At 37.0% G+C, this 14,730-nt stretch carries 12 protein-coding genes; all 12 read right to left on the reverse strand.

What is annotated here, in order from left to right:
- Positions 1-12 precede the first annotated feature (12 nt).
- Complete coding sequence (gene yvcK, locus HMPREF3031_RS05230; RefSeq protein ID WP_002481557.1) at positions 13-1,011, reverse strand: gluconeogenesis factor YvcK family protein; 999 nt, start codon at positions 1,009-1,011, stop codon at positions 13-15.
- Positions 998-1,921, reverse strand: a complete 924-nt coding sequence (gene rapZ / locus HMPREF3031_RS05235; protein WP_002481556.1) for an RNase adapter RapZ — start codon at positions 1,919-1,921, stop codon at positions 998-1,000. Before rapZ ends, yvcK begins: the two co-directional genes overlap by 14 nt.
- Positions 1,922-2,086: 165 nt before the next feature.
- Positions 2,087-3,043, reverse strand: coding sequence for a thioredoxin-disulfide reductase (trxB, locus tag HMPREF3031_RS05240; protein WP_002481555.1), 957 nt, complete (start codon positions 3,041-3,043; stop codon positions 2,087-2,089).
- 106 nt (positions 3,044-3,149) lie between these two features.
- The gene (locus HMPREF3031_RS05245; protein WP_002481554.1) at positions 3,150-4,589 is read right to left on the reverse strand and encodes a tetratricopeptide repeat protein; all 1,440 of its coding nucleotides are present in this window, start codon (positions 4,587-4,589) and stop codon (positions 3,150-3,152) included.
- Between the two features lie 20 nt (positions 4,590-4,609).
- Positions 4,610-5,092 (reverse strand): acyltransferase, encoded by a 483-nt coding sequence (locus HMPREF3031_RS05250; RefSeq protein ID WP_002481553.1) that lies wholly within the window; start codon positions 5,090-5,092, stop codon positions 4,610-4,612.
- Positions 5,093-5,103: 11 nt separating this feature from the next.
- Positions 5,104-5,931 carry a prolipoprotein diacylglyceryl transferase gene (lgt, locus tag HMPREF3031_RS05255; RefSeq protein WP_002481552.1) on the reverse strand — a complete coding sequence of 276 codons (828 nt, stop codon included), beginning with the start codon at positions 5,929-5,931 and terminating at the stop codon, positions 5,104-5,106.
- Positions 5,932-5,936: 5 nt separating this feature from the next.
- On the reverse strand, positions 5,937-6,869 hold the full coding sequence (gene hprK / locus HMPREF3031_RS05260) for an HPr(Ser) kinase/phosphatase (protein ID WP_002481551.1): 933 nt from the start codon (positions 6,867-6,869) through the stop codon (positions 5,937-5,939).
- Positions 6,870-7,057: 188 nt separating this feature from the next.
- Positions 7,058-9,907, reverse strand: coding sequence for an excinuclease ABC subunit UvrA (gene uvrA, locus HMPREF3031_RS05265; RefSeq protein ID WP_070724674.1), 2,850 nt, complete (start codon positions 9,905-9,907; stop codon positions 7,058-7,060).
- 10 nt (positions 9,908-9,917) lie between these two features.
- On the reverse strand, positions 9,918-11,900 hold the full coding sequence (gene uvrB, locus HMPREF3031_RS05270; RefSeq protein WP_002481549.1) for an excinuclease ABC subunit UvrB: 1,983 nt from the start codon (positions 11,898-11,900) through the stop codon (positions 9,918-9,920).
- A gap of 329 nt (positions 11,901-12,229) precedes the next feature.
- Positions 12,230-12,472 (reverse strand): CsbA family protein, encoded by a 243-nt coding sequence (locus tag HMPREF3031_RS05275; protein WP_070724669.1) that lies wholly within the window; start codon positions 12,470-12,472, stop codon positions 12,230-12,232.
- Positions 12,473-12,478: 6 nt separating this feature from the next.
- Positions 12,479-13,120, reverse strand: a complete 642-nt coding sequence (locus HMPREF3031_RS05280) for a YfbR-like 5'-deoxynucleotidase (protein ID WP_002481547.1) — start codon at positions 13,118-13,120, stop codon at positions 12,479-12,481.
- 329 nt (positions 13,121-13,449) lie between these two features.
- Positions 13,450-14,385, reverse strand: a complete 936-nt coding sequence (locus HMPREF3031_RS05285) for a COG3942 and LysM peptidoglycan-binding domain-containing protein (protein WP_002481546.1) — start codon at positions 14,383-14,385, stop codon at positions 13,450-13,452.
- Positions 14,386-14,730 lie beyond the last annotated feature (345 nt).

Consider the following 14,730-nt stretch of genomic DNA (forward strand, 5'->3'; position numbering starts at 1 on the left):
CCATTCCCTTCTTTAAAATTTTCTATTTTTCGGATTAAATTGGATTGTGCTTGTTAAATCAAGTGCCAATTCATAAATCATGCGTGCTAAGCGTGTTGTATTATGGCGCACACGATTTTTCGAAGAAACATGGACTAAATCTTGTGCAGTAATGGGTTCAATACCTGCCGCTTCAATCGATTCTTTATGATAAGTCACAGGTTCTGCCTGTTCTTTATGGTAATTTTCTAAAATGTCTTTACTGTACTGATGATTCTCACAACAAATCACATAATCAATAAAATTTGTTTTCATGTGATTATGCATTGCTTGAATATGATCCATCACATCAAAATGATCTGTTTCGCCATGTTGCGTCATCACGTTTGAAACATAAACTTTAGGTGCCGCACTATCCACAATCGCTTCACCGATACCTGGCACACACAAATTGGAAATTACGCTCGTATACAATGAACCAGGGCCTAATACGATTAAGTCCGCATCTTCTAATGCCTCTACCGCTTCTTCCATCGGCTGCACATCTGCAGGCTCTATAAAGACACGCTTAATTGTTTTTTGACGCTTCGGTATATTAGACTCACCATACACGATTTCTCCATCTTCCATCTCCGCATTTAAACGAATACTAGAATTCGTTGAAGGAATCACGCGTCCTTTGATATTTAAAATTTTACTTAATTCTTTAACCGCATGACCAAAGTCATCCATAATATTTGTCAGTGCCGCAATCAATAGGTTTCCTACTGAATGACCTTCCACTTGATTCTCTTTGAAGCGGTACTGAAACAGCTCCTTTAAAGTCGGTTCTGTATCACTTAAGGCCGCAATAACGTTACGGATGTCCCCAGGAGCGGGAATGTCCATTTCACTTCTGATTTTACCTGTACTTCCCCCATCGTCTGCTACCGTCACAATTGCGGTAATATCGATAGGATAATCTTTTAAACCACGAGCCAATACAGATAAACCTGTACCGCCCCCGATTAATACGATTTTAAGCTTTTTCATTTCTCTCGCCACTTTCGATATGTGCATCTCTATGATGAACGTAAACATTATAGTCGTAACTATCATTCAAGTCTTCGGCTAATCGTTTCGCTAAGGCAACAGAACGATGCTGTCCGCCTGTACATCCGATCGCAATCACTAATTGTGTCTTGCCTTCTTTTTTATAGCCCGGAATCATAAATTTCAATAAGTCTAATAACTTATCATAAAAGATGGCTGTTTCTTGCCATTTCATGACATATTGATATACAGCGTCATCATTACCGGTTAAAGGACGTAACTCTTTTACATAAAACGGATTCGGTAAGAATCTCACATCAAAGACTAAATCTGCATCTTGTTGGATGCCATGTTTGAAGCCAAAGCTCGTTACACTAATACTAAATGTTTCGATATCATCTCTATTAAACAATTTGTTTATTTTTGCACGTAATTCTTTTGGATTTAAGTCTGTTGTATCTATGACAAAGTTCGCAAAACTACGGATTTCAGATAATGATTGACGTTCTTCTCTAATAGAATTAATCAATGAATTTTGACCGTTATCACTTAATGGGTGTGCACGGCGTGTTTCTTTATATCTTGAAATTAATTTTGCTTCACTTGCCTCGACAAACATCACGTCTACTATAATGCGATTCTTGCTGCGTAAAAAATCTACTTCTTTTACTAAGGATTTGAAAAATTCGCGACCGCGTAAATCAATCGCAATTGCTACTTTTTGTAAAGATGGTGTGCCTTGCTCCATCAACTCCACAAATTTCGGCAGTAAAATCGGTGGTAAATTGTCTACACAAAAGTACCCTAAATCTTCTAAACTCTGTAAAACTACAGACTTCCCAGCCCCCGACATACCAGTAACCACTAATAATTCACTCTTATTTACGACTTCATTTTCTTCATGTTGCATAACGACACCATCCTGTAATTAATTCGCTCATAATATCCTTATCTTTATCATAGTATCATATTACATTCTAACTTGAACATGATTACTATGGAATATGTAAAAAGGTTTGAATAGATGCATGGTTTAAACCGCTTCATGCACTACTCAAACCTTCTTCGTTTTTTATTATGCTTCTTCTGCTTCTAGTTTATCTTTCAATTCTTCGATATAGCCTTGCGCATTTTGAGCTGCGATACTACCGTCTCCAGTAGCTGTAACGATTTGTCGTAAACCTTTTTCACGCACATCGCCTGCTGCGAAGATACCAGGAACTTTTGTTTCCATTTCTTCGTTTGTTACGATGTAACCTGCTTCGTTTGTGATACCTAAATCAACAATCGGTGCAGTTAAAGGTTTCATACCGATATAAACGAATACACCATCAGCGTCTAATGTTTCTTCTTTACCATCTACTGTAGATTGTAAAGTAACTGAGCCGACTTTACCGTCTTTTTCATTAATAGATGCTAATGTGTGATTCCAGATAAAGTGCATTTTTTCGTTTTTGAATGCACGATCTTGTAAGATTTTTTGTGCACGTAATTTATCTCTACGGTGAACGACAGTAACACTGTCCGCAAATTTAGTTAAGAAGTTACCTTCTTCTACTGCAGAGTCTCCACCGCCGATAACGTATAAGTTTTTGCCTTTGAAGAATGCACCGTCACATACTGCACAGTAACTTACACCGCGGCCGCCAAGTTCTTCTTCACCTTGCACACCGATTTTTTTGTATTCTGCACCTGTTGCGATAATCACCGCATATGCAGTAACAGATTTATCTCCATAAAAGACTTCTTTAATATCGCCTTTATCTTCAATCGCTTTAATATCGCCGTACTGATAAACAGCGCCGAATTTTTGCGCATGATCAAACATTTTTGTTGATAAGTCAGGACCAGAAATTGATTCGAATCCTGGGAAGTTTTCAACATCTTCAGTGTTTGCCATTTGTCCGCCTGGCACACCACGTTCGATCATTACAGTTTTTAAGTCCGCGCGAGAAGCATATACGGCTGCAGTCATACCTGCTGGGCCTGCGCCGATAATTACAACATCATAATCAGGTTGTTGTTTAGTCATTCTTCTTGCCTCCTAGTATTTAATCACACTCATTATAAGATAGAGCTTTCTTGAAATATACTTTTATGCTCAAATTGTGAATTGTACTATTTTACATACACAACTTTTAAACTTCTAGTAGAATTTCAATTGATTTATTCAAACGGTACATAGATATACCGAACCATTCTGTAATAGCTTTTTTCGTATAAGCATCGGGTCGTGTTTTAAAGAAGAGATATACACACGCTGCCACATACCCTTCTACTTTTTCCAAATCATATTCTTGTGCAATGATTCCTTCAGCTCGATCAATCCAATGTACAAATAAAGATTGATATTCTCTTAAAGCCTCTTTCTCATACAAGGTTAACATGCCTCGATGAATGAAATCTAATTTGACTAATTTCAATCCTTTTATCAAATATGTCAGATATAGTTTTTCGTATTCATTCATCGTTTCTAATACATTCCAAATTTCTTCTGTAATTAATAGTTCTCTGCCATTCATCTGTTCTAATAAGAAAATCCCATAAATACGTTCATGGCTGTCTTCACTAATCAATAGCGGCGCAATATGCGAATGGAAATAGAGATTTTTCTCAGAAATCAACCAAGGTGGCGGTCCTGGAGGTGTATCTGTCATTGCTTCAAGCTTTTCCCAAAACACCTTACTTTGCTCTTTATTTCCCAGGTGATAAAAGTTGACGCTTAACGCATGAAACATTTGCATGGAAATGAATTTACCTTTTTTAAACAAAGGATACAATAATTTTTGCGAAGCACTGAACTTTTGTAGATAGCTGAGGACAATACCAAGTTTGAAACTTTCTTCATCATTCATTGGTACAACTTTAGACAATGATTGCAGATAGTTCGGATAAGCTTTGTCATTTGTGTTATAAAGTAATAACGTATAATGACATAATGCATAAACATCCGTCTGATTTTCTTTTAAAAGCTGTTTCAACATATTACGTGCGATATCATAGTTTCCTAAATACAGATGTATCATTGCTAATAAATTGCGTACACTTTCATGCGTACGTACTGTCATTTCTTGGCGTTGAATAAACTTTTTCGCTTCTTCTAGCTTGCCTTGAGAGAAAAGATATTGAAAAATAATCTGAACTGCGAATACTTGGCTCTCTTTTTCAAGTACATCTACATCCTTATAGACAACTTCAAAGGTTTCTTCTAGTTCTTTTCTATAGTCTTCATCCTCTGACAGCAACACATAATTCATCCCGAAACAAAATGCTTTATTCGGATCTTGTAAATTCGTATATATTTGACTGAGTTGATAATAGGATGATTCTACATGTTCACCTTTCGCAATGAAATCATAATAACGTCCAACAACTTGCTTAGCTTGGCCCACTTCAGTCAGTGCGGTTGTATAATCTTGAAGCGCTTCAAAGTCAGAAGGCGACAATTCAAGGACTTTATGATAGTACTCTGCGGCTTTTTGATAATCTCTATGTTTTAGTTTTGACGCTGCCAGTCGTTTAAAAAGTGATGCATCTTGCGTCATTGGAATCACTTTTTTAGATGGTTCTGATGTCATTGTATTGCCCCTCCTCTCACTTATAATCTGATCTGCATGGGATTGCCGAAAACTAAAGCGCCATCTGGTACATCTTTATTAACTACCGTACCTGCACCGATTTTGACATGACTACCAATTTTAACACCAGGTAAAATTGTCACATTGGCACCGATTAATGTATGATGACCGATTTCAACTTTTCCCACTCTCAACTCTGAAACTAAAAATTCATGGGTCAATATTGTTGTATTATACCCTATCACACAATTATCTCCAACTTGAATTAGATGCGGATATAAGATATCCGGCATCACTTTATAGGCAAAAGCTGTGTGCTTTCCAACCTGCATACCTAAACAAGCACGGTAAATCCATCGTTTTAATTTCAACGATGGAATATACCGTGCAATTTCAATCATAATCGTTTGTCTAAACGCTTTTTTCACTGTGATAAAATGATACATTCTCCAAAGCGGATTAATCTTCGATTGACTGCCCGCTACTTTTTTATAACGTCTCATTTAATCTCCTCTTATTTCGGCCATGCCAAGTTTCTGGCATCTTTAAATTTAGGTGGTTGTTTCTTCATTCGACGATAGATAATCATAACGACACTGATAATAATCAAGATAACAGACATCACCTGTGCCACTCTGATATTGCTTGTCAACATTAAACTATCTGTACGCATACCTTCGACAAAGAATCTGCCGATTGAATACCAAATCAAGTATAAGAAGAATGTTTCACCAATTCTTAAGTGCTTACGTAAAAATAGTAATAACGCAAAGCCAAGCACATCCCAAACTGATTCATATAAGAAAGTCGGTTGATAGTACTGGCCATCAATATACATATTATCAATAATAAATCTTGGAATATGAAGGTTCTCTAGGAAACTTTGAGACACAGGCCCCCCATGTGCTTCATGGTTCATAAAGTTCCCCCAACGTCCAATACCTTGCGCTAAGATAATACTTGGTGCAACAATATCTCCAATTTGCCAAGGGTTATGATTGTTCATTTTACACACAATAATGCCTGTGATAAATCCACCAATCAAACCACCATGAATGGCGATGCCGCCATGCCATATCATCGGTATCTCTGAAGGATTTGCGGCGTAGTATGGCCATTGGAAAATCACGAAATAAATCCGTGCTGCCACAAAGCCGAAAATAGCACTCCAAAAGATAATATCAATCAATGCATCTTGATGATAGCCTACTTTCTTTGCGGTCGCCTGCGCAATAAAATAACCTAATAAGATGCCGAAGGCAATAATAATCCCATACCATCGCACATCAATCGGGCCTAAGTTGAAGGCCACCGGATCAATATAACCTAAGTTAAACAACATCTAGCTTACTCCTCTTTGTGTTCATTTTTTCTAAGTATTTCGGCATTTAAACGTTCGTTAAATTCTTCAGCTGTATTGATGCCCATAATGTTCAAGCGATAATTCATCGCCGCAACTTCAATAATAACTGCCACATTTCTACCCGGTCTTACCGGAATTGTTTTCTTTGTGATTTCAGTATCTAAAATACGTAAGGTTTCTTCATTCAAACCTACACGGTCGTATAGCTTATCTTTATCCCAGTTTTCCAAATTGATATTCAAACCGATTTTCTTCTCTGTCAAAATCGAACCTGCACCAAATAACGTCATTACGTTAATAATCCCAAGTCCTCTGATTTCTAATAAATGTTCGATTAATTTCGGTGGTTTACCAATCAATTCATCTTTCGTGATTTCACGAATCTCCACATTATCATCCGCAACAAGACGGTGTCCACGTTTTACTAACTCTAACGCTGTTTCACTTTTACCGATACCAGAATCACCAGTAATTAAAACACCTACACCATATACGTCTACTAATACACCATGTAAAGATGTTGTTTTCGCAAGTTCATGTTCAAGATATGTAGTTAATCGGCTCATTAAACTTGTTGTCGCATCTTTAGATGTGAGTAATGGTACACTGAGCTCTTGTGCCGCATTGACTAATTCTTCTGGCGGCTCAATATCACGTGTAACGATAATTGCCGGTGTATCAGGACGGCATAACTTACGTAATCTGCCTTGTCGTTCTTTATCTGGTAATAAATTATAAAATGATAATTCAGTTGTCCCTAATAATTGAATACGGTCAGACGCATAATGCGAAAAGTACCCCGCCATTTCCAAACCTGGGCGTGAAATATCTGTATTATGAATCGGACGATCCAATCCTTCTTCTCCGGCTACTAAATTTAACTTGAATCTGTTTACTATAGCTCTAGCACTTAACATATTTTCACCTCAATCAACATTCTTCGTTATATGCTCATCTCTATCATATCAAAAAAGAATGCAGAAACGTTATTGGTTTTATCTCTATTCATCTTATCATTTCTTATATGTGTTCAAAAATCAAACTTTTTTCTTTGAAGTCATAAAAAAAGACATTCCACTGCTTTAAGTGAAATGTCTTAATCTGGTTATTGACTTGTTTGTGCTGCGTCACGTTCTAATACTGTTTTCAAATATTTGCCTGTATAAGAATCTGGAGATGCGGCGATTTCTTCAGGTGTACCTGTCGCAACGATTGTTCCTCCGCCATCGCCGCCTTCAGGACCTAAATCAATCAAGTAATCTGCTGTTTTTATGACATCCAAGTTATGTTCAATAATCACAACAGTATCTCCGTTATCTACAATACGGTTCAATACTTTTAATAAACGACGAATGTCATCCACATGCAGACCTGTTGTCGGTTCATCTAAGATATAGATAGAACGGCCTGTTGAACGTTTATGCAGTTCTGATGCGAGTTTCACACGCTGAGCTTCCCCGCCTGACAATGTCGTCGCAGGTTGGCCGAGCTTCACGTAACCTAAACCAACATCGACTAATGTTTGTAGCTTACGTTTGATTTTAGGGATATTTTCAAAGAAATGTGTCGCATCTTCAGCGGTCATTTCTAATACTTCAGAGATATTTTTACCTTTATAAGTCACTTCTAACGTTTCACGGTTATAGCGTTTACCGCCACATACTTCACAAGGTACATACACATCTGGTAAGAAATGCATTTCAATTTTGATAATCCCGTCACCTTTACATGCTTCACAACGTCCACCTTTAACGTTAAAGCTGAAACGTCCTTTTTGATACCCTCTGATTTTCGCTTCGTTTGTTGATGCGAAAACATCACGGATATCATCAAAAACGCCTGTGTAAGTTGCTGGGTTTGAACGTGGTGTACGTCCAATTGGGGATTGGTCAATATCAATCACTTTATCAAGTTGATCAATACCTTCAATTTTATCCACTTTACCTGGTCTGATTTTCGAACGGTTTAATTTTTGTGCCAATGTTTTATACAGTACTTCGTTCACTAATGAACTTTTACCTGACCCAGAAACACCTGTAACAACAGTCATTGTAGAAAGCGGGAAGTCTACATCTACGTCTTTCAAGTTGTTACTGCTGGCACCGCGTACTTTTAGTTTACGGTCTGTCACAGGTCTGCGATGTTCTGGGACTTCAATACGTTTCTTACCGCTCAGATACTGACCTGTTAATGATTTAGAATTACGCATGACTTGTTTAGGTGTACCTGCTGCGACAATTTCACCCCCGTAATCGCCGGCACCAGGACCTACGTCTACAAGATAATCCGCTTCTCTCATCGTATCATCATCATGTTCAACCACAATCAGCGTATTACCTAAATCACGCATTTCTTTCAATGTGTTGATTAAACGGTCATTATCTCTTTGATGTAAACCAATAGAAGGCTCATCTAACACATATAATACACCCGTTAAACGTGAACCGATTTGTGTAGCTAAACGAATACGTTGCGCTTCACCACCAGATAATGTACCTGATGAACGATTTAACGTTAAATAATCTAAACCGACGTTATTTAAGAAATACAATCTTGAGATAATTTCTTTCAAGATTAAATCTGCAATCTTACGGTCTTGTTCAGATAAATCGATATTTTCGAAGAAATGCAACGCTTCTTTAATGGAATACTCTACAACTTCTCCGATATTCAAACCTGAAACATACACAGATAATGCTTCTTGGCTTAAACGTTTACCATGACATGTTTCACAAGGTAATTCCGTCATATATTTCTGCATCATTTCACGAACATATTCTGATGGAGATTCATGATAACGACGTTCAATGTTCGGCACAACGCCTTCAAACTCCATCGTTCTTGTGCGTGATGCACCATTACGTTGTTCGAAAGTAAAAGTAATCTCTTTACCTTTTGAACCGTATAAAATGATGTCTTTTTGACGGTCAGTTAATTTTTTAAACGGTCTGTCCATATCAATTTTATACACTTCTGCGACACGTTTTAATAATGTCGGATAGAAGTCAGAACTTTTTGGTTCCCAAGGTACAATCGCACCTTCACGTAACGATACATTCGGATCTGGAATAACCAAATCTACGTCTACTTTTAATTTTTGTCCTAAGCCATCACATGTTGGACATGCACCGAATGGGCTGTTGAAACTGAACATACGCGGTTCTAATTCACCAATGCTGAATCCGCAAATCGGACAAGCATGATTTTCAGAGAATTTTAAAGGTTCTCCGCCAATCACATCGACTGTTAAGTTCCCTTCTGCCAGTTCTAACGCTGTTTCAATAGAGTCAGCCAGACGTGATTCAATACCTTCTTTCACCACAAGACGGTCAACAACAACTTCAATCGTATGATTTTTATTCTTATCTAGTTCTGGCACATCATTGATATCATGAATGTCACCATCTACTCTGACACGTACATACCCTTTTTTACTGATATCTTGAAGCAGTTTTTCATGTGAACCTTTACGGTGATTCACAATCGGTGCCATCAACTGAATTTTAGTACGTTCTTCTAACTCTAAAATACGGTCAGCCATTTGTTGTACTGTTTGTGATTCAATTTCAATACCATGATGTGGACAAAATGCTTTTCCGACACGTGCATATAATAAACGAATATAATCATAAATTTCTGTTACCGTCGTAACCGTAGATCTCGGGTTTTTACTTGTCGTTTTTTGGTCAATCGAAATTGCCGGAGATAACCCTTCAATCGTATCAACATCCGGCTTATCCATTTGTCCTAAGAATTGACGTGCGTAAGCACTTAATGATTCTACATAACGGCGTTGTCCTTCTGCATAAATCGTGTCGAAAGCCAAAGATGACTTACCTGAACCTGATAGTCCAGTCATCACAATCAATTTATTTTTAGGCAATTCCACATTGACACTTTTTAAATTATTTTCACGTGCACCTTTGACCACAATAGATGGATCTTTCTTACTCACACATGTCACCTCACCCTTCTGCTTTCAGTTCAAACAACATGTCTCTTAGCTCTGTTGCTCGCTCAAAGTCTAAGTCTTTCGCTGCTTGTTTCATTTCTTTTTCTATATTTTCAATTGTTTTTTCACGTTCTTTTTTCGTTAATTTCTTAGGTACGACTTTTTGTTCTTTTTCATTTTCTTCATCTGTTTCCACTGTCGCACTAATAACGTCATGGATTTTCTTACGAATTGTTTTCGGTGTAATACCATGTTCTTCGTTGTATGCTTGTTGAATTTTACGACGACGCTCTGTTTCATCAATCGCATACTGCATAGAATCTGTAATCTTATCCGCATACATGATTACTTCACCATGCTCATTACGCGCAGCACGGCCGATGGTTTGAATTAATGAACGGTTAGAACGTAAGAAACCTTCTTTATCCGCATCTAAAATTACAACTAAAGAAACTTCTGGGATATCAATACCTTCTCTTAGTAAGTTAATACCGACAACCGCATCATACGTACCCATACGTAAGTCACGAATGATTTCAATTCGTTCTAATGTTTTTATTTCTGAATGCAGGTAATTGACTTTAATTCCCGCTTCTTTCATATAAGTCGTTAAATCTTCACTCATCTTTTTCGTTAACGTTGTAATGAGTACACGTTCATTTTTATCAATTCTATCTTGAATTTCACTTAATAAATCATCAATTTGATTCTTCGTCGGACGGACATCTATTTTAGGGTCTAATAAGCCCGTTGGTCGAATAATTTGCTCAACAACTTCATCTGAATGTTCTAGTTCATAAGGCCCAGGTGTCGCAGTCACATAAACTAATTGATGTGCTTTCTTCTCAAACTCTTCGAATGTTAATGGACGGTTATCCAAAGCACTCGGAAGTCTGAAACCATGGTCAACTAAAACTTGTTTACGTGCTTTATCTCCGTTATACATCCCTCTGACTTGTGGTAATGTAACGTGAGATTCATCAATCATAATTAACCAGTCATCACCGAAATAATCTAATAACGTATACGGTGTTGAACCATAATCTCTTAAACTCAAGTGGACTGAATAGTTCTCAATTCCTGAACAAAAGCCCATCTCTCTCATCATTTCAAGGTCATAGTTCGTACGTTGTTCTAAGCGTTGCGCTTCTAATAATTTATTATTCTCTCTTAAATACTTTAAGCGATCTGCTAATTCTTTTTCGATACGTTGAATCGCTAATTCCAATTTTTCATCTCTAGTTACGAAGTGGGATGCCGGGAAGATAGAGAAGTGTTCTCTTTCACGTAATACTTCACCTGTTAAATAGTTTACTTCGCTGATACGATCAATTTCATCACCGAAGAATTCTACACGGATACACATTTCATCTCGAGACGCCGGGAAGACTTCTACTACATCACCGCGAACTCTGAATGTCCCGCGTTTAAAGTCGATGTCGTTTCTTGAATATTGAATATCTACTAATGCACGTAGAAATTGACTGCGATCCATTTCCATTCCTTGACGGACGTTAACTACTAAACTGCTATATTCAGAAGGATCCCCTAAACCGAAGATACTGCTGACACTGGCAACAACAATGACATCGTCACGCTCAAAGAGTGAACTTGTTGCTGAGTGACGTAATTGGTCAATTTCATCATTGATTGTCGCATCTTTTTCGATAAATGTGTCAGTAGATGGCACATAAGCTTCTGGTTGATAATAATCATAGAAGCTGACAAAGTACTCTACTCTATTTTCTGGGAAAAATTCTTTGAACTCATTATATAATTGACCAGCTAAGGTCTTGTTATGGGCTAATACTAATGTCGGTTTGCCCGCTTGTTGAATGACATTACTCATCGTAAAGGTCTTACCTGTACCTGTTGCTCCGAGTAACGTTTGGTGACGTTTACCTTCTTTAATACCCTTTGAAATTTTTTCGATAGCGGCTGGTTGGTCACCTTGCGGGGTAAACTCAGAAACAATTTTAAATGGATGATGTTCCATAAAATTCGGTATCCTCCTTTATTGACACTTCTATAGAAAAATATGAGTTTTAAAATATAAATAGGTTGAGACACTTGTCGTCTGTCCCAACCATATACTTCATGTTGAGATTGCAATTAAGCTGGTTAATTCGCAACTTCTCAAAATCTCATTTCATCGTTCTATTTAGTCTTTCTATACTCTCAATTACTCTATTTCAAACTTTTTACATCACTATATATTGTAACAGATTCTGTCAAAAAGATACAAACATCTGTTCGTAAAACTACTCTTTTTCCCCAAACAAAAAGCACTTGTCTTTTTTAGACAAGCACCTGTTTCATTTCTATTCAACGATAATCTTCATGCTGTTTATGAAGACGCAATTGATCTACAATCACAAAACCAGCCAGCAGAGATACAACATCTATAAAAATAATCCATTCACTATGAAAGAATCCTTTATATATAGAACCGCCGATCAGCATTAATGTCACAATTGCGCCGACCCATTTATTTTTCGTTACTACACTAAATAGTACAACAAGTATACATGGGAAAAATGAGGCACAAAGATACCAAATGAGATGCATAAGCGGTCACCCGTCTCTTTTATTTAAAATCGACATTGTTAATTCTCGTAACTCTGAACGTGGAATGAAGTTTTCCGTTAACATTTCAGGGATGACGTTCTCGATAAAATCTTGAACGGACACTAAGTGATCAAACTGCATAATAGTTTCTAAAGACATTTCATAAATTTCAAAGAAAAGTGAGTCTGGATTACGCTTTTGAATTTCACCAAATGTTTCATATAACAAGTCGATTTTATCAGCTACTGCCAAAATTTGACCTTCTAAAGAATCATCTTTGCCTTCTTGCAGACGTTCTCTGTAAACATCTTGATATTCTTCCGGAAATTCTTCTCTAATAAAATTATCTACCATCTCTTCTTCCACTTGCGAGAACAATTTCTTCAAATCACGGCTGGCATATTTCACAGGCGTTTTAATATCCCCTGTAAATACTTCCGCAAAGTCATGATTCAAAGCTTTTTCATATAAGCTTTTCCAATCAATTTCATTGCCATGATGTTCTTCTACTGTGGCTAAGTATTGCGCTATTTTCGTTACTTTAAATGAATGTGCTGCTACATTATGCTCAAAATACTTGAATTTACCAGGCAAGCGTATCAGCTTTTCTAAATCAGATAATCTTTTAAAATATTGATGTACACCCACGTTGAGCTCACCCCTTATCTATTTAATCAAATATTATACCCGCATACACGAATATATATCAAGCACTTTATCACGATTACTTTCAATTTTATTAAAACACTTTTCTTTTACTAGCGGAAATATAACGAATAAAGAGTTTATATTTATGAACTTTATAATAATATATGTGGTTTTCCTTCACACAATGTCTGAAGTTGCTTTAACTTTACCATTTTTCTTTCTGTAATTTAAAGCATTTATTTCCGATTTACTTAACCTTTACATTTCACTTGAACCAATAAAAAAAAGCACCATCCTCTCAATAGAGAACAGTGCGAATCGTTTTTAAATTAGTGAATGAAGTTATAACCACTTGCTTGACCAGCTGAAATCGTACGTGAAGTTACGACACCTGGACCATAGCCGTAGTTCATTTCAGATACACGAACTGAACCGTCGCTGTTAACACCTTCAACATATGCTACGTGACCGTAAGCACCTGCAGAAGATTGCATGATTGAACCTGCTGCTGGAATATTGTTTACTGTGTGTCCCGCTGCTGCCGCTGCGTTTGCCCAGTTATTTGCGTTACCCCAAGTTGAACCTACTTTACCGCCTGCACGATCGAATGCGTATGAAGTACATTGACCTGCTGTGTAAAGGTTTGCACCTGAATAATAAGATGGTGCACTTGTTTGGTATGAAGGTGCACTATAAGACGTTGTTGGTGCACTATATGATTGTGAATAGTTATAAGATGGTGCTTCATAACTAGTGTAGCTTGTGTTATAAGCTGCATCAGCAGTGTAGTTTACAGGAGCTGATGTTGTGTGTGCTGGTGCATCATAGTTTGCTGTTGCTTGACCAGATTTTTGTTCTGTTTGTGGTACAGCTTTACCAGTATGTAACGCTTCTAAATGCGCTGCACCTTTGTCAGAAACTGCTAAAATATCGCCAGGTAAAATGATGTGTGTCACGCCTGGGTTTAATTTGTATAATTGATCTAAAGAGATTTTATGTGCTGCTGCGATTGATTTTAAAGTGTCTCCTGCTTTAACTTCTACAACGTCTGTGTCAGGTAATACTAAAGCAGTGTCTTTTTTAACTTCGTCTTGGCTTAATTTATTAAGTGATTTAATTTCATCAGTAGTAGTGGCAAACAAAGCTGCAACTTCGCTTAACTTAGCATCTTCTTTAACTACATGCGTTTGTTCTGCAGATGCAACACCATTCAATGCTGTTAATAGAGTTAATGATGATGCTGATAGTAATAAAGCTTTCTTCATTTATTATTTCATCCTTTGCTGTCATTTTTTAATCATTAATTGATAAATCCAATATAGCACAACCCTTCCGCTCTAGGTGGAATGTTATAGAGTTGTAATATAAACGTTATACTATCGTTTAATCTCTAAATCAAAGAAACTTTCTGTCAATTAAACTAAATCATTGGCACTAGTACGCTTATTAACCTTTTTAATAGGATTCTTTGTAACATAACAGTAATATTAACTCATGCATTTAACATCTAAATTTACTTTTATCAATAATGTTTTTTGTTTGATAAAAAATAAAAGACCAAAGTATATTATACTCTGGTCTCAGACTGTCGACAAAGTCCTACGGACTTG

Origin of the sequence: Staphylococcus sp. HMSC072B07, from assembly GCF_001815505.1 — a bacterium.
Classification (GTDB): domain Bacteria; phylum Bacillota; class Bacilli; order Staphylococcales; family Staphylococcaceae; genus Staphylococcus; species Staphylococcus simulans.